This window comes from Paenibacillus sp. AK002, from assembly GCF_053903045.1.
The window spans coordinates 1,845,053-1,862,555 of record NZ_CP096377.1; the positions used below are offsets into that span (position 1 = coordinate 1,845,053).

Genomic DNA, 17,503 nt, shown 5'->3' on the forward strand with positions numbered 1-17,503 from the left:
ATACTTGAAATTAAACCTATAACCGTTAAAATCGATGACAAAATCGAGTAGGCTTTGTGCACCTTGCCCAGAGAACAGGTTCCTGCCCGGAGAATTTCCGGCTGGCTGCGAGAACCTGGAAGCGTCCCTAGCCGAATGCTAATTTTCGAGTGTGATTCAAATTCACCGGGCGGCTCCCGTTATCAAGCTGTTACGAGGCGATCGTCGTATTCGTCATCCAAGGAAGACATGCTGGAGGATGAATGGACGATAACCAGGGTGGTACCGCGAGAACATTCGTCCCTGAATTATATTCAGGGGCGTTTTTTGTGTTCGGATACAAATGATCGTATCCCTATATTACGACTGAAGGAAGTGTAGAGATGAAAGCTAGTGAGATCCGTTCCAAATGGCTAGAGTTTTTTGCAGAGAAAGGCCACAATATTGAGCCGAGTGCATCGCTTGTACCGCATAATGACCCGTCCCTGCTCTGGATTAATGCAGGCATGGCTCCGCTCAAGCCTTACTTCGACGGGCGCGTGAAGCCGGAAAATCCGAGAATTGCCAACTCGCAGAAGTGCATTCGTACCAACGATATCGAGAATGTCGGCAAGACCCGCCGGCACCATACATTCTTCGAAATGCTGGGCAATTTCTCCATCGGCGACTATTTTAAAGAAGAAGTGATCACCTGGGCCTGGGAATTCCTGACGGACAAAAAGTGGATCGGCTTCGATCCGGAGAAGCTGTCCGTAACCGTGTATCCGGAGGATGAGGAGGCCTATAAACTGTGGAACGAGAAAATCGGTCTCCCGAAGGAGCGCATCATCAAGCTGCAGGATAACTTCTGGGATATCGGCGAAGGACCATGCGGACCTTGCACCGAGATTTTCTATGACCGCGGCGAAGGATACGACACGGAGGCACCCGAATCCGAAATGTTCCCCGGCGGCGAGAATGAACGCTGGCTTGAAGTATGGAACCTCGTGTTCTCCCAGTTCAACCACAACAAGGACGGCAGCTACACACCGCTCCCGAACAAGAACATCGATACGGGTGCGGGTCTGGAGCGCTTTGCTTCCATTCTGCAAAACGTGGCTTCCAATTTCGATACCGACCTGTTCCAGCCGATCATTCAGAAGACGGCAGAGCTTGCCGGCGTAAAATACAACGAGAAGACGGAATACGATATCGCGCTGAAAGTCATTGCAGACCACATCCGTACGGTTGCATTCGCGGTAGGCGATGGCGTGCTGCCTTCCAACGAAGGCCGCGGCTATGTCATCCGTCGTTTGCTCCGCCGCGCGGTTCGTTACGGAAAGGTGCTCGGACTGGAAAAACCGTTCATGTATACCTTGACCGGAACCGTAGGCGATATTATGGGAGTTTACTACCCAGAGGTCGTTGAGAAGCGCGCCTTTATCGAGAAGGTCATTGCGACGGAAGAAGAACAGTTCCATAAAACGCTCTCGGACGGCTTGAACATCCTGGCTGACGTCAGCGCCGAAGCGAAGAAGCAGGGCAAATCCGTCATCAGCGGCAGCGACGCGTTCAAATTGTATGATACGTACGGCTTCCCGTTTGATTTAACGGAGGATTATGCGTCCGAACACGGATTGACCGTGGACCGCGAGGGCTTTGATGCCGCGATGAAGGAACAGCGTGACCGTGCGCGCGCAGCCCGTCATGAAACGGAAAGCATGAAGGTCCAAGGCGGCGTTCTTTCCGATTATACGGTTAAAAGTGAATTTGTTGGATATAATGACACCGTCAGCGAGGCGAAAGTGCTCGCCATTGTGTCCGGTGACAGCTTTGCGGACAGCGTCAGTGAAGGCGAGACCTGTCAGGTCATTCTGGACGTTACCCCGTTCTATGCGGAAAGCGGCGGCCAGGTCAGCGATCAGGGGATGTTGGAAGGCGGATCCGTGCGTGCCCGAGTGGAAGGCCTCTTCAAGGCTCCGCATGGACAGCATGTGCATTTCGTAACCGTCGAGCTCGGCGAGCTCAAAGTGGGCGATACGGTCAAGGCGCAGGTCGACACCGCCATGCGCAATGACATCGTCAAGAATCATACAGCGACTCACCTTTTGCATAAAGCCTTGAAGGAAGTGCTTGGCGATCATGTCAATCAGGCAGGTTCCCTTGTTGAACCGCAGCGTCTGCGCTTCGACTTCTCCCATTTCGGCAGCATTACGCAGGAGGAACTGGCCGATATTGAGCGCCGCGTGAATGAACAGGTATGGAAAAGCGTTCCGGTCGTTATCGAGCGCAAGGCCATTGATGAAGCGAAGGCGATGGGCGCCATGGCCTTGTTCGGCGAGAAATACGGCGATATCGTCCGTGTCGTTCAGGTCGGGGATTACAGCATCGAGCTGTGCGGCGGATGCCATGTGGACAACACGTCCCAGATCGGAATCTTCAAACTGCTTGGCGAGAGCGGCATCGGCTCCGGCGTTCGCCGCATTGAAGCCGTAACGGGACGTTACGCTTATGAGCATCTGGAGGGCCAAATGGACCTGCTCAAGCAGGCTGCCGGCTTGCTGAAGAGCAATCTTGCAGACGTGCCGAAGCGGATCGAAGGCCTGAACCAACAGGTGAAGGATCTTGCCCGGGAGAACGAGTCCCTGCAAGGCAAGCTGGGAGCCATTGAAGCCAGCCAGCTGACCGACAAAGTGAAGCAGGTCGGAAACACGTCGCTGCTGGCAGCCGAAGTACAGGCCGGCAGCATGGACGGACTCCGCGGCATCGCTGACGAATTGAAGGGCAAGCTGCCCGAGACCATTCTTGTGCTCGGCTCCAAAGCAGGCGACAAGGTGAATTTCGTCGTAGCGGTTCCGCAGGAGCTGGTGAAGCAGGGCTATCATGCCGGCAAGCTGGTTAAGGAAGTCGCATCGGTATGCGGCGGGGGCGGCGGAGGCCGTCCGGATATGGCCCAAGCCGGGGGCAAGGATGCTTCCAAGCTTGCCCAGGCGCTGCAGCATGCGGAGGACCTCGTAGCCCGGGGCGTGTAAACATGATTTGTCCAGATTGTGTACGGCAGGCGACCGTAAGCGGGAAGCGGCATTTGCTGTACACAATCCTGAATTTTTTGGAACACTCTCTAAATATTTCGCTTTGGATTTCCGTAGAGACTTAGGATTATGTTATGATATAACTAGATCAAGCTGGTAAATATTTATTCGACGAAGCATGGTAAACATGTTCTTTGAAGAAGCGAGGTGTGTCACACATGGACTCCATGGATAAGACAGTCAAGTTCAATGTAAAAGGTGATGAAAAGGAGGCTTCCGCCCAGGACATTCTACTTTCGGTGTACGATTCGCTGGTAGAGAAGGAGTACAATCCGATTAACCAAATCGTAGGGTATCTTTTGTCCGGGGATCCCGCTTATATACCTCGGCACAATAATGCCAGAAGTTTGATCCGGAAAAAAGAGCGAGATGAATTGATTGAAGAACTGGTCCGGTTCTACTTAGCCAGTCACCGTTAGGAGCACACAGGGATGAAGAAGATCATGGGATTAGATTACGGGGACCGCAGAATCGGTGTTGCCATCAGCGACGTGTTCGGATGGACGGCCCAAGGGGTTGAAGTTATCGAACGCCGCCGCGACGAAGGCGAGCTGGACAGAATTGCCGCACTCGTCAAAGACAACGAGGTCGGCGAGATTGTGGTCGGCCTGCCTAAGAATATGAACGGCACGATTGGTCCGCGGGGCGAAATCTGCATGGAATTCGCAAACACGTTGCGAGAGTCCCTATCCTTACCCGTTCACCTTTGGGATGAACGGCTATCAACAGTATCCGCTGAAAGGACATTGCTTGAAGCCGATGTCAGCCGAAAGAAGCGAAAACAGGTTGTAGATAAAATGGCGGCAAGCTTGATTTTGCAAAACTACTTGGATTCTAAAAGGTAAAGGTGAGGGTGATTACAATGGCTAATGAGCATATTGGTATGGAAGAAGAACCGGAAATTATTTATATTCCCGACGATGAAGGCAACGAGGAAGAGTTCGAAGTCATCATGAAATTCGAAGTGGATGGCTCGGATGCCAAATATATGATGGTCGTACCAAGGGAGTCTGCAGAAGAAGAGACTGACGAGGTTTACGCCTTCCGTTATGAGGAAGACGGAGAAGACCTGAAACTGTTTATGATCGAAGACGATGAAGAATGGGCCATTGTTGAAGAAACCTTCAATACGCTCGTGGAAGAGCTGGACGGGAGAGACGAATGATGTCTGATTTTTCGGTTGAGAATATCGTATGGACCCAAGCCCTTAAGGAAGCATTCGGTGAGAGTGTTGAGCTTGAGGACGATAAAGGCCATCTCGAGGTTTATGATATTGCCGCCGAATTTGAAGTGGATGGTCAAGGGTATGCCATTCTGGTTCAGCCGGACCGCACCGATGAGGAGTACGAGGTTCTCCGGATCGTGAAGAATGCGGATGGCGGATTGGAGCTGGCCACCATTGATGACGACGAGGAATGGGAGAATGTGTCCGAGCTCTACGATGAGCTGACGTTTCCCGAGGGAGACGAGGACTAAGCTCCCTCCTGCAGGAGCACATGCTTAATTTTCAAATGAAAGTTCAGGAAGGGGCGGAGCTGTCCGCCCCTTTTGGTGTGAAGGGATGAGTAGATTGAAGAAACTGGCAATAGCAGCATTGGTTCTGATCCTCATTGCAGGCGGGGCCGTATTCTACGTATGGAATGGTTTACAACCCGTTCAGAGCTCGGAAACTCCCGTCGAATTCACCGTGGAGTCCGGCATGAGCACATCCTCTATCGCCGATCTGCTTGAGGAAAAGGGACTGATCAAAAATGCTCTTATACTTAAAGGTTATCTGAAGCTTAGCGGCGAAGGCAGCCGTCTCATGGCTGGAACCTATGAAGCAACGCCGGGCACTCCCTTCCAGGAGCTGTTATCCAAGATGAACAACGGCGAAGTGAAGCCTGAGGAAATGGTCCGTTTCACGATCCCCGAGGGATATACGATCCTTCAGATGGCGGAAACCATCGCTCGCGAGAGCGGCATCGACGAGAAGGAGTTCCTGGAGGTTGTGGATCAGCCATCCGGCTGGAGTGTGCCCATAACGGAAGAGATTCCCGCAGAAGCAAATCTGAGGCATCATCTGGAGGGCTACTTATTCCCGGCGACCTATGAACTGCCGAAGAAGGATCTAACGGCAAAAGGCATCGCAGAGACCATGCTGAAGGAAACCGAGAAGCGTTTGGCTGAAATTCCGGATTGGGAGAGTCAGCTGGAGGCGCGAGGCGTGACGTTTCATGAGCTCATGACCATCGCTTCGCTGGTGGAGCGTGAAGTGGTTGCGGACCAGGAGCGCGCCCTGGTAGCCGGCGTGATTTATAACCGGCTGGACGAGGATATGAGGCTTGAAATCGATGCGACCGTTCAATATCTGTTAGATAAGCCGAAGGAGCGGCTGCTTTACGCCGACCTGGAGGTCGAGAGCCCGTATAACACTTATCGTCAAAAGGGACTTCCGCCGGGGCCTATCTCGAGCCCGAGCCTGGAGTCCATTCAGGCAGCCCTGAACCCGGAGAAATCCGATTATTTGTTCTATGTGACGAAGAAGGACGGTACGCAGGAACATCTCTTTGCCAAAACGTACAAAGAGCATTTAAAAAACATCGAAGCCAGCAAAAAGATGGCACAACAATAATATGACGTGTTCAGCAAGTCCGATTGCGGCAGGCAGGCGACGCCTCAGCACTACGGCATGAAAGAGGCTTGTTGAACAACCTCTAATAGGGAGGAAATCATCATGAGTATCAAACCTGAATTATTGGCGGCGGCCGGCTCCGTGGCCGATGCTGCTGCTTACCTGGAAGCCGGAGCCGATGCGCTGCTTGTCGGCGAAGACCGCTTCGGCATGAGATTGCCCGGCAGTTTGACCCTGGACGAAATTGCGCAAGTCGTGCAGCTTGCTCACGGGCAAGGGAGCAAAGTCTACGCAAGCTTGAACAACTTAATGACCAATGATTTGCTGCCGGAGCTTCCTGCTTATGTTAAGGCGCTCGGAGACATCGGAGTGGATGCGGTGGAATTTAACGATCCCTCGGTGCTAACTACCGTAAAAGACTTGGCTCCGCAGTTAAAGCTCCACTGGAATGCGGAAATGACCGCCACCAACTATTCAACGGCCAATTACTGGGGAAGCAAAGGCGCCTCCCGGGTTATTTTGGCGCGTGAATTGAATATGGACGAAGTCACGGACATGAAGCCGCAGCTTCAGCTGGAAGCGCAGGTCCAGGTCCACGGCATGACCAACATCTATCACTCCAAGCGGCGCCTGGTGAACAGTTACATGCAGCAGCAGGGCAGACCGGTCAATGACGGCAGCCTGGGCAAAGAGCGAGGCCTGTTTCTCATCGAGGCCGAACGCCAGGACGAGAAATATCCGATCTATGAGGATATCAATGGCACCCATATCATGAGTTCGGAGGATATCTGCATTCTGGAGGATCTGCATCTGCTGATGGCAGCAGGCGTGGACAGCTTTAAGGTGGAGACGCTGCTGAAGCCGCGCCATTACAATGAGGTTGTAATTCGAACTTATCGTAAAGCGATCGATCTCTACGCTGCAGACGCTTCAGCTTATGCATTTCAGGAAGAGTGGATGGACGGAATCCGCGCGATTCAGGATCCGGAACGCGAATTGTCGTTTGGATTTTTCTACAAGGAACAAGTTTATTAAGGAGTGGACAGCATGGAAGCAATGGCACAGCCAAAATACAAAGGCAAACGCTATCGCCTGGACAAGCCGGAATTGCTCGCCCCGGCCGGTAATTTGGAAAAACTGAAATTTGCGGTGCATTATGGCGCCGATGCGGTATATATCGGAGGGCAGAAATACGGCCTTCGTTCGAATGCGGACAACTTCAGCTTCGAAGAAATGAAAGAAGGCGTGGAATTCGCCAAGAAATACGGCGCGAAGGTGTTTGTGGCCACCAACATTTATGCGCATAACGAGGACATCGAAGGCATTGAATCCTACCTGCGAAGCCTGGAAGAAGCAGGCATAACAGCGATCATCGCTGCCGATCCGGCGATTATCGAGGTTGCCAAGCGCGCTGCGCCTAAACTTGAAGTACATCTGAGCACGCAGCAGTCCACGCTCAATTGGCAGGCGGTGAAATTCTGGAAGGACGAAGGATTGCCGCGGGTCGTACTGGGACGGGAGACAAGCCTGGAGGAAATCGCAGCGATTAAAGAGAATGTTGACATTGAGATCGAAGCCTTTATCCATGGAGCAATGTGCTCCTCGTTCTCCGGTCGCTGCGTATTGTCCAACCATTTTACGGACCGTGATTCGAACCGGGGCGGATGCTGCCAATCCTGCCGTTGGAAATATGATTTGTTCGAGGATGGAAGAGAAGAGCAAGGTCATTGGGTGTCGGAAGAGCAGCAGCTGATGGAACAGCCTGCCCCTGCTCCATCCCCGTTCAAACCGGGCGTTACCCAGATCCCGCTGTTCCAGCCGGAAGATAATCAGTTTACGATGGGGTCGAAGGATCTCTGCATGCTGGAGCATATTCCGGACCTGATCGAGGTCGGAATCGACAGCTTCAAGATTGAGGGACGGATGAAATCGATCCATTACGTTGCGACCGTGGTCAATGTGTACAGACAGGCGATTGATTCTTACATGGCCAACCCTGAGCATTATGTATTGAAGCCTGAATGGATCGAGGAAATTAATAAAGCGGCCAACCGACCGCTGAATACCGGGTTTTTCTATGATACGCCGGACCATGAGGATCATATTTATGAACCGGAAGAGAAGGCGGTCCCTTATGATTTCGCCGGATTGGTGATGGAATATGACGAGCGCTCGGGAACGGCCGTCATCCAGCAGCGGAACCACTTTAAGCCTGGTGATGAAATCGAGTTTTTCGGGCCGGAAGGGACCTTCTTTAAGCAGACGGTAGGGCCTATCCAGGATGAGAATGGAAGCGAACTGGATGCAGCTCGCCATCCCCTTCAGCTCATTCGCATGAAGGTGGATCAGCCGGTGCGTCATTTTGATATGATGCGAAAACGCAAAGGATAACAAAATATAGTTCTATGGAACTACACAATTGAGAATCCGGGTCTGTGGATGGACCTTGGATTCTTTTTGTTTGCAAAAAAATTAGGATTTAAGAATTATTTTTTTGCGAAAACCCAAAGGAAAACACCCCCAATTGTCGAAATAAAGAATAACGAATACGTTTCAGGGGATTGGACCGGCGTATTAATAATATGATTGTGGTAGGTGAACAGCTAATGTCAGAAGTTGAGCAGCATGATAAGAAACCGAAAAAGGACAAGAAGCCCGGAGGAAACAAAGAGAAAAAGAAAACGCCTTCGGCATCATCAGGGATACATACTGCCAAGTCGTTCGTTTCTAACATGGGAACGGCCATAAGCCGGATGCCGATGAACCCGGCAAAATCCGTCGGAATCCGGTTGTTCCTGATCTTTTTGTCAGCCATTGTATTTTTTGTGATCGTCCTGGGTTATTTGTCTTACAACAAGGCAAAGGACACGATTGAGAAGAATGCTGCAAACGGCAATCAGCAGACGATTATCCAAACCTCCGAGAAAATCGACATCATTCTGGATAAGTACGAGAATGCCGGCAGACAAATCTTCTATGACATTGAATTGCAGAAGTTGTTGTCCGAGTACACGGATAAGAAGTTAAGCGAGTACGATGCGTTTACGGTGGAGCGGACCATTCGCGATAAGCTATCCAATCAGATTACGTCGGACTCGGCCATTAGAGCCATTTATTTGATCCCTTCCAAGGGAGAGAAGATCATATCCGCAGGACAATCCTCGGAATCCTCCAAAACCGTCCTTGAGCAAAGCTGGTACGCCGAACTGAAGGAAGGCGACAAGAAGATTATGTGGCTGCCAACGATGCAGAACAGCGGTGCTCCGTATTTCACGATTGCCCGCTCCTTGGGTTCCATGAACGACCTGACGTCTACGTATGTCGTCATGTTTGAACTGAACGCCTCGGTGCTGGATGCCCAGCTGAAGGGAATTAACCTTGGCGAGAACGGCCAACTGCAATTGATCAGTCCTGAAGGCATCGTTGTTTCCTCCAGCGATTCCTCCATCGTGGGATCGGAAACCGCTTGGACGTTTGCGAAAGAGTTTCCGGCCGACACCAAAACGGATGACGTAAGAACGAAGGATGAGGAAGGAAGAAATGTACTGGCGGTTTATAATACGCTGAGCACGAACGATTGGAAGCTCGTAGGCTCTGTCCAAACCAGCGAGCTCACGAAGGATGCCTCCAGCATACTGGTCATCACGCTGATCGTGGCAGCCATCGACGTTATTTTTGCCATTCTGATCGGTATTTGGATGGTAAGAATGATTGCCCGTCCGATAGGCAAGCTTAACCTGCTGATGAAGGAAGGCGCTAAAGGGAATTTGAATGTTCGTACAGACCATAAGAGCCAGGACGAAATCGGTCAGCTTTCGGCCAGCTTCAACGATATGATGGAGCAGATTACCGGACTCGTGCAGCAAACGAGCAATACCGCCCAGGAAGTGCTTCGAACGGCTGCCGAATTAAGCGATGCCTCGAAGAAGACGGCGATTTCGGCCAAAGAAATTGCCGTAGCTACCGAGGAAATTGCGAACGGAGCAAGCAGTCTGGCGGTTGAAGCAGAGCGCGGCAGCGATCTGACTAATAACATCTCGAAGCAGATGCAAATCGTTGTTACGGCTAACGAAGAGATGGGCAAATCGGCCCGTCACGTAGAAAGCTCCAGTGAGCTGGGAACGAAGCATTTGAGCGACTTGCTGGATAAGACCCATCAGACCGAGGATATGACACGCTCGATGATGCATAAGGTTGATGGCTTGAAGGAAACGACATCTTCGGTTGCCAAAGTGCTTGATGTGCTTCAGAACATCACCAAGCAAACGAACATCCTCTCCTTGAATGCAACGATCGAAGCGGCCCGTGCCGGAGCAGCCGGTAAAGGCTTCATGGTCGTGGCCGATGAAATCCGCCAGTTGGCAGACCAATCCAGGCAATCCATCGATATGGTCAGCCAAATTACGGACCGCATCATGGCCGAGATGAACGAAACCGTGCAGGTACTGCTCGATGCGAACCCGCTCTTCAAGGGTCAGATGGATGCCGTTAAGGAAACGAACGATATCTTCGTATCCGTTCAACAGCAGATGGTAGAATTTATCGATCGCTTGGATTCCGTCACGCATTCGATTGATGAGCTGAATGAATCTCAAAATGTACTTTCGGAAGCGATGAGCAATGTGAGCGCGGTAGCCGAAGAATCCTCCGCAACTTCGGAAGAGGTGGCTTCTCTCTCCACAGAGCAGCAAAGCGTCAGCAGTCAGCTGGTTAATCTGTCAACACAGCTTGAGAATGTATCGAATGAGCTGAAAGAGACCTTGTCTCGTTTTAGATTATAGGAAGTTGTTTCATAGGCTGTTCCATCCGTTAAGCGGGTAGGAGCAGTCTTTTTTCTGTTACGGATAAAAATGGCTTTCAGAGGGTATCATAACGGAGAATATGGTTGAAGGAGTCGAGGTCACATGAAGACGAAGCAGCCTGGCCAAACGCCTGAATTCCTGTCAACGCACCTAAAGGAAAACCTGGAAACATTAAGTCTGTTGCTCAATGACCCCAGCGACCTCACCACGAAAGTGCTTCAGGTTGGGGGCAGTTCATACACCTCAGCCATTGTCAGCCTGGAAGGATTATCCGATCAGTTGTTGATTAAGGAGCAGATTATCCAGCCGATTCAGCATAACCCGGAGCAATACGCGTCATCCATGAAGGATGTGCGGAATGTTCTCCATGAAATCGAGAATCGGATGATATCCCTCCAGATCACCAACCGAACGAGACGCTGGGATGAAGTCATTCCGGTCATTCTTTCGGGCGATACGATTCTTATGCTGGAGGGTTCGGATGAGGTCCTGCTGATCAAAACCCGCAAATGGCCGGGACGGAGCATTGAGGAGCCTCAAACCGAAGCGCTGGTGCGCGGCCCGAGAGTAGGATTTACGGAAAGTATCTACACCAACATCTCCCTGCTGCGAAGACATATTCGCGAGCCCAACCTGACGATTGACCCCCATACCATCGGCAGGCGATCGAACCAGTCGCTTGCGGTCGTCTATATTAAAGGATTGACGAATCCGGAGCTGATCGAAGAAGTCAACCGCCGGCTGAAGTCGCTGGATCTCGACTATGCCCCTGAATCCGGGACGGTGGAGCAATGGATCGAGGACAGCTTTTTATCGCCGTTTCCCCAGATCCTCAATACCGAGCGACCGGATAAAGTCACTTCCGCCCTGCTGCAGGGAAAAGTAGCGATTTTGCTGGACGGTACCCCTTTTGTGCTTCTGCTTCCGTTTACTTTCATTTCCCTGTTACATTCCCCGGAGGATTATTACGAACGATGGAGCATTGGCTCGCTGATACGTTTGCTGCGTCTTGTGGCCATCGGAATTACCTTGTTTCTTCCCGCGCTGTATATTGCCATCCTGTCTTTCCATCCCGGCATGATCCCGTTTAAGCTCGTATTCTCGATTGCTGCTTCACGGGAAGGGGTGCCCTTTCCTGCAGTGATCGAAGCCTTACTGATGGAAGTTACACTGGAATTGCTGCGCGAAGCGGGAATTCGCCTGCCGAAACCGATAGGTCAGACAATCGGCATTGTCGGAGGACTTGTAATCGGGGAGGCTGCGGTTCAGGCGGGGATCGTGAGCCCGATTATGGTCATCATCGTGGCACTGACAGCCATATCCTCCTTTGCCATTCCGTCTTACAGCGCAGGCATTTCTTTTCGAATGCTGCGCTTTGCGATCATGATTGCTGCAAGCTTTCTGGGACTGTATGGAATTGTGCTGACCTTTATCATGATCTGTATTCACTTGATGAGGCTGCACAGCTTCGGAATCCCTTATCTGAGTCCCATTGCCCCCTCTGTTCAGCACGATTGGAAGGATATGTTTATCCGCGTGCCGGTGACTTGGCTTACGCTCAGACCTTTATTTATGAAGCCCCAGGATATCCATCGGGCAAAAAAGCGGTGATTCGTAATGAACCTTAACCAACGAAGCAGTCAAACGATCGGCAGAAAAGAGATTGTTTACTCTGTCAGCAATATGATGATTGGACTCGGAATCCTCACGCTCCCCCATACGATTGCTAAGAAGACCCAGTTCTCGGATGGCTGGATGCCGATCATTCTCGGCGGCATGATCGCATTTGTATTTGCTTGGGCCATCGGCGTATTGGCTTCGAGGTTTCCCGGTAAAAACTATCATGCAATGGCCTCGATGATTTTGAGCCGAAAAGCAGCCCATGTGTTGACGCTGTTAATGAGCCTCTACTTTCTGTTATTTGTCAGTTACCAAGTGCGCGGCGTTTCTACGATATCGAGGCTGTATTTATTCGATAACACGCCGGAGGAAATCATCGGGCTGGTTTACTTGCTGGTATTAATCTATGCCGTTGCCGGCCCAAGCATCGCTTTGGTGCGCTTGAACCTGATTTTTTTTCCCATCGTTATCACGATTTTGCTGCTGATCGTCCTCTTGAATCTTGGAAGCTTAAACATGCACTTTCTGCTGCCTGTGTTTAAAACGGACTGGAGAAGAATCGTTGCCTCTTCGAAGGATACCGTATTCTCGTATCTAGGACTTGAGATCATGCTGTTCTACAACATCTATGTCGCTAGGAAAAGCAAGCTTCCAGGCTCTATCTTACGCGGGCTGATGATACCAATCTGCGTATACTTTGTTGTTTTCGTGTTTGTCATTGGCGTTTTTGGACCGATGGTGGTTTCCAATACGCTGTATCCGTTAGCCGAATTGGCCAAAGAGGTTGAAGTTCCGGGAGGAATATTCGAACGGTTTGAATTTTTCTTTTTTGTCATCTGGTTGATGACATTGTTCAGCACGAATGCGATGGCGTTTGACGTGGCTTTATTGGCGCTGGAATCCGTATTCCCTAAACATCGAAGATTTACGATGATCCTTGTTCTGGCACCGATACTGTTCATCCTCGGTTTATTGCCGAGCACGCTCCGAGAACTCAACGTATTTGCGGAATGGATCAGTTATATGGGGGTCGGATCCGCATGGGTGCTTCCGGCACTGCTGCTCTTGATCGCTAAAGTTCGGGGGGTGAAGGGGGATGGCTAGAAAACTCCGGATGCTCCTGGCGCTCCTGCTGTTATGGCCGACAGCGGGCTGCTGGGACCGCATCGAAATCGAGGAGCGGGGATTTGTAGTCGGCACGGCTCTTGACGCGGCAGAGGAAGGACAAATTAAGCTTACGTTTCAAATTGTCGTGCCTACGCAGATGAAAGGCTCCAGCGGCCAAAAGAGTGAGGGAGGGAGCCCTTTTATCAATCTGTCCTCAACCGCGAGCAGCGTATTCAAAGCCGCGCGGAAGATGTCGAATGAGATCAGCCGCTCTCCTTACCTGGCCCATAATCAAGTGATCATTATCTCCGAAGCGCTGGCCGGAACGGAGCACGTAGGCGATGTACTGGATTTGTTTGTCCGGGATCCGGAGAACCGGCGAGCTTCCAATATTATGGTCGCTGAGGGAGAGGCGAGCAAGATCCTGGAGATCCATTCAAAGATTGAAACCTTGCCTGTGCAGTACATTCGTTCAACGCAAGAAAATAAGGACAAAAGCGAATCCATCACGCCTCCAACGAATATGGGGGAACTGCATCATTTCCTGTTGTCCAAGTCGAGTTATGCGCTGCCCCGGGTATCGATCACGCAAGACGACAGAGTATCCACCAGCGGCGCAGCTGTGTTTAACGGCGAGAACTACAGGTTCATGGGATTCCTGGACAACGATGAAACCACGGGCCGGAACATGATGCAGGGAACGGTAAAAACCGCATCCCTGGAACTGGTCGTTCACGGCAAACAGCTCGTTTATGAAGTCAGGGAATTCAACCGGATCATTCGAGTCCATCTGGACGATCGCGGACTTCCCGAGTTTGACGTTGAAATTTCGGTCAGAGGCAATATTGGGGAAGCTGAGCTGGAAGAGAGCGAAATCGTTCGCGAACTAAACGGGGAGATCAAACGCAAGGCGGAGGAACGGATCAAGGAAATCGCAATGGATGTCATTCAAAAGGCCCAGAACGATTATAAATCGGACTTTTTGGGCTTCTGGAAGAAATGCCAAGAGCAGGAGTACGAAACATGGAACCGTTACAAGGACGACTGGGACCGAGGTCAAAACATTTTTTCGCAATGCAAGATCCATGTGCACGCAGACGCAAGAGTCCGGACCATTGGAACCATTACCGGGACGGAATAAGGAAGGCAGGTTGATGGAATTCATGGATTATCGCTACGATATTTTGTTAAATCCGCTTGTCGTGATTGGTATACTGCTGCTCATCATCGTACCGTTGACCTTATTCCAAACAAACCGGTATCTGCACAAATATGGGGATCCGCCCTGGAAGCAGCCGGAGAAACCGGATGATGGTGCAGAGAGAAGCGAACATGATTGAGTCAGGTTCCATATGGAAATAATAAGGAAACAAAGACTCAATTGGAGGAGCGGAACCATGAGGCTAATCCGCAATAAGCGAATTACATACGGATGGCTGATTTTGACGGTATTGATTGCCATTTTGACGATGCGCCTTGCCTGGGTGCAGCTCGTGATGAAGCATCAACGGGTCCCCGGAAGCCGGCACACAATGGTTGAGGCATCGCTTATCCAGCGGGAACGGGGCATCGTGCTGGATTCGGGCCGCGGACATTTTACGGATCGCAACGGAAAACCGCTCACAGGCAATTTGATCTGGACCGCCGTATTGTTTCCGGCCGGCGAGAAGGAGCTGAGGGGCGCCCATCATCAGGTTGCCAAGCTGGCCCGCATCCTGGGAACGGACACGAATCAGTTGCTGCAAATCTGGGGCAAGCTAAAGGAGCCGCAGCTATGGCATGGAGCGGATTCCCGCATTCCACGTTCCTTGTCCAAGGAGCAGATCGAGCAGATTCGCGAGCTTGAGCTCCCCAAACTCAAGGTTCTTCCTTATGAGCAGCGGTACGGTAACCGCCAATCGGGCATGCAGTGGCTTGGTTTTGTATCCGGCCAGCGTAAGGAAAGCCTGTTCTTTCAGGATTATCCGGAGATTTCGGGAACCAGCGGCCTGGAGAAGACGATGGATTCGCTGATCCGGGGTGAAGGACCTACGATCGTCTATTTTCCGGTAAACAGCACGAATGATGTAATTCAGGATATGAAGCCGATGGTGAAGGCGCCGGACAATCGGTACTATCCGTTACGGGTATCCACAACGATAGATATCGATATTCAGCGGGGGATCGAGGCCATCACGGATAAAGCGGACATGAAAGAAGGAGCCGTTGTCGTGCTGGATGCACGCAATGCCGATATCGTGGCGATGGTATCCAGACCGTTTTACAATCCGGAGCAGATACATCCGAAAGACGGTCAGTGGGAGAATCGCGGATTGAAAGCGGCCACGCCAGGCTCCGTGTTCAAGCTTGTAACGGCAGCGGCCATTTTGGAGAATGGTCTCAGCTCGCCAAACGAACATTTTCATTGCGATGGGGAATTTGGCAAGTTCGGATTGTCCTGCTGGAAAAAGGGCGGGCATGGAACGATTGATCTGCGCGAGGGCTTTGCGGAATCCTGCAACGTCGTATTTGCCACGCTTGCGGAAAGATTAACCCCACAGCAAATAACCTCAGCGGCATCCGCGCTGGGCTTTGGGCAAAGCGTAGGCTGGCAATCACAGCAGTTTTTAGGGCTTCGCTCATTTGCACCGTTGGATCATGAAGAGAAGGGGACGGTCTTTTCCAGCTCCGCAGATGCCTCCGATGCAGGCGTGAGAGTGCAGACAGGCATAGGCCAACGGGACGCTGCCGTATCCCCGCTCCAAGCCGCTAATGCGATGGTGACGCTGCTTCATGGCGGAGTGAAGACCAAGCCGCGTATTGTGAAGCAGATTCGGTACGCGAACGGCCAGTTGCTTCAGGATACAAATCCGCTGTACGAACGCCCATCAGAAAACGGTATTTCCCGGGAAACCTCTTCGATCCTGCTCGAATGGATGGAGGATGTCGTTCAACAGGGAACAGGAAGCTCTTTGAGTCATCGGAAATGGACCCTTGCAGGCAAATCGGGAACCGCTCAGGTCAAAGTAAAGGGCCGCGCCCGAAACAACCAGTGGTTTGTCGGGTACGGCCCGGTGGAGAAGCCACGTTATGCGGTGGCAGTATTGGTGGAGAATCGGAGCACGAACAGCAGCAATCAGGCAACCGAAATATTCGGTCAGGTCTCCGATTTCTTGGCCTCGGTTGAAGCGGGCTCCGGCTCCGCGTAAGAGCGGGACATATCCCAAGGGGACACATCGAATTCTTCGCTCGGCAGATGAATCCACTGCTTCAGATATCCCTGCGCAAGCAATTCTTTGATGAGAATCAGCAGGATGGGAGCCAGAATCAAACCGGCAACCCCAAATATCGACAGGGAGATCATCATAAAGGACAGCATCAGAAAGGCGGAGGATACGCCGATCGAGTTTCCCGTAATTTTAGGCTCGAGCAGCTGTCTGGAAATGACCACCACGGCAAGCAGAACGATCAAGCCGATCGCAAGCCCGGTGTTGCCTACAATGAACAAATAGGTGATCCACGGAATAAGAATAACGGGAACCCCGAGCAGCGGCAATACATCGAATACGGCGCAGATAAGCGCAACGGACAGGGAATTGCCCGTACCTAATATCAAGAGTCCTATGTATACAATGACAAAGGTGATGCTGACCAGCTTCATCTGGGCTTTAATATAAGAGCCGATTGCCTTGAATACATTGTCCTTCAGGAAAACGAAAGCCGTCTTGAGCGTCTTCGGCGTCTTGTCCTTGGCGATTCTCCGCCAGCTGCCGATTTCCGTGCTCAGGAAGAAGGCGAGGATAATCGCAACCCCGAAATTCGCGATGAACGAGGAGAACGACCCCATAAATCCAACGATGTAACGGAAGAACGACTCTGCAGCGCCCTGGGCAAAGGTGGTAATGTCTTGGAAGTAACCGTTCAGGCGGTCCGTCAGATCCGGCGGCAGCGCGTCGAGCTTCGTCTGCAGGAACATCAGGGTTTCCGAGAAATGTTTCTGGATCGTTTGGGTGTAAGCCGGCAAATTATCCTGCAGATTCATGAATTGCGATACGATGAGCGCTCCGGCTCCAAACAGGATGCCAAGGATGACGAGCAGGAAGAGCAGAACGGATATCGCGGCGGCGAAAGGCTTCGGAAGCCCCCTGCGGTGCAGGAATTTGGAGAAAGGCTCAATAATCAGGAAAACGAGGAAAGATAAAAACACCGGAGCCGCAATCTGGTAAAGCTTACTGAATATGAGCATGATCAAGTAAACCGTAAGCACGATTAAACCTATATCGAAGGCGGTTCTCCAATATTTTTTATACAAGGGAAGCATAGTGGGATAT

Annotated in this window: 15 protein-coding genes; 14 read left to right on the top strand and 1 reads right to left on the bottom strand. The window is 51.4% G+C overall.

Going from position 1 to position 17,503, the window contains the following annotated elements; genetic code table 11:
* The first annotated feature begins 362 nt into the window (after positions 1-362).
* From alaS to M1D70_RS07960, 14 genes are all read left to right on the top strand, one after another.
* On the top strand, positions 363-2,990 hold the full coding sequence (gene alaS / locus M1D70_RS07895) for an alanine--tRNA ligase (protein ID WP_456289582.1): 2,628 nt from the start codon (positions 363-365) through the stop codon (positions 2,988-2,990).
* Positions 2,991-3,208: 218 nt separating this feature from the next.
* On the top strand, positions 3,209-3,469 hold the full coding sequence (locus M1D70_RS07900) for an IreB family regulatory phosphoprotein (protein WP_006208869.1): 261 nt from the start codon (positions 3,209-3,211) through the stop codon (positions 3,467-3,469).
* 12 nt (positions 3,470-3,481) lie between these two features.
* On the top strand, positions 3,482-3,895 hold the full coding sequence (gene ruvX / locus M1D70_RS07905) for a Holliday junction resolvase RuvX (RefSeq protein ID WP_009592756.1): 414 nt from the start codon (positions 3,482-3,484) through the stop codon (positions 3,893-3,895).
* 17 nt (positions 3,896-3,912) lie between these two features.
* A complete protein-coding gene (locus M1D70_RS07910; protein WP_015734061.1) occupies positions 3,913-4,215 on the top strand; it encodes a DUF1292 domain-containing protein in 303 nt (100 codons plus the stop codon).
* Positions 4,215-4,526 carry a DUF1292 domain-containing protein gene (locus tag M1D70_RS07915; RefSeq protein WP_175320776.1) on the top strand — a complete coding sequence of 104 codons (312 nt, stop codon included), beginning with the start codon at positions 4,215-4,217 and terminating at the stop codon, positions 4,524-4,526. The genes M1D70_RS07910 and M1D70_RS07915 overlap by 1 nt, the downstream gene beginning before the upstream one ends.
* A 94-nt stretch (positions 4,527-4,620) precedes the next feature.
* On the top strand, positions 4,621-5,664 hold the full coding sequence (gene mltG / locus M1D70_RS07920) for an endolytic transglycosylase MltG (RefSeq protein ID WP_145036698.1): 1,044 nt from the start codon (positions 4,621-4,623) through the stop codon (positions 5,662-5,664).
* Between the two features lie 102 nt (positions 5,665-5,766).
* The gene (locus M1D70_RS07925; protein WP_456289583.1) at positions 5,767-6,699 is read left to right on the top strand and encodes a peptidase U32 family protein; all 933 of its coding nucleotides are present in this window, start codon (positions 5,767-5,769) and stop codon (positions 6,697-6,699) included.
* 12 nt (positions 6,700-6,711) lie between these two features.
* A complete protein-coding gene (locus M1D70_RS07930; RefSeq protein ID WP_456289584.1) occupies positions 6,712-8,055 on the top strand; it encodes a peptidase U32 family protein in 1,344 nt (447 codons plus the stop codon).
* Positions 8,056-8,270: 215 nt separating this feature from the next.
* A complete protein-coding gene (locus M1D70_RS07935; RefSeq protein WP_009592774.1) occupies positions 8,271-10,445 on the top strand; it encodes a methyl-accepting chemotaxis protein in 2,175 nt (724 codons plus the stop codon).
* A gap of 123 nt (positions 10,446-10,568) precedes the next feature.
* On the top strand, positions 10,569-12,077 hold the full coding sequence (locus M1D70_RS07940; RefSeq protein WP_009592808.1) for a spore germination protein: 1,509 nt from the start codon (positions 10,569-10,571) through the stop codon (positions 12,075-12,077).
* 6 nt (positions 12,078-12,083) lie between these two features.
* The gene (locus tag M1D70_RS07945) at positions 12,084-13,190 is read left to right on the top strand and encodes a GerAB/ArcD/ProY family transporter (RefSeq protein WP_456289585.1); all 1,107 of its coding nucleotides are present in this window, start codon (positions 12,084-12,086) and stop codon (positions 13,188-13,190) included.
* Positions 13,183-14,334, top strand: coding sequence for a Ger(x)C family spore germination protein (locus M1D70_RS07950; protein WP_009592764.1), 1,152 nt, complete (start codon positions 13,183-13,185; stop codon positions 14,332-14,334). The genes M1D70_RS07945 and M1D70_RS07950 overlap by 8 nt, the downstream gene beginning before the upstream one ends.
* Before the next feature lie 13 nt (positions 14,335-14,347).
* Positions 14,348-14,533: a hypothetical protein gene (locus M1D70_RS07955; RefSeq protein ID WP_456289586.1), complete on the top strand. Its 186-nt coding sequence runs from the start codon at positions 14,348-14,350 to the stop codon at positions 14,531-14,533.
* A 57-nt stretch (positions 14,534-14,590) separates the two neighbouring features.
* The gene (locus M1D70_RS07960; RefSeq protein ID WP_456289587.1) at positions 14,591-16,381 is read left to right on the top strand and encodes a peptidoglycan D,D-transpeptidase FtsI family protein; all 1,791 of its coding nucleotides are present in this window, start codon (positions 14,591-14,593) and stop codon (positions 16,379-16,381) included.
* Here the strand turns inward: M1D70_RS07960 and M1D70_RS07965 are convergent.
* Entirely contained in the window at positions 16,330-17,493 is a 1,164-nt protein-coding gene (locus M1D70_RS07965) for an AI-2E family transporter (protein ID WP_015734070.1), read from the bottom strand. The genes M1D70_RS07960 and M1D70_RS07965 overlap by 52 nt on opposite strands.
* Positions 17,494-17,503: the final 10 nt, after the last annotated feature.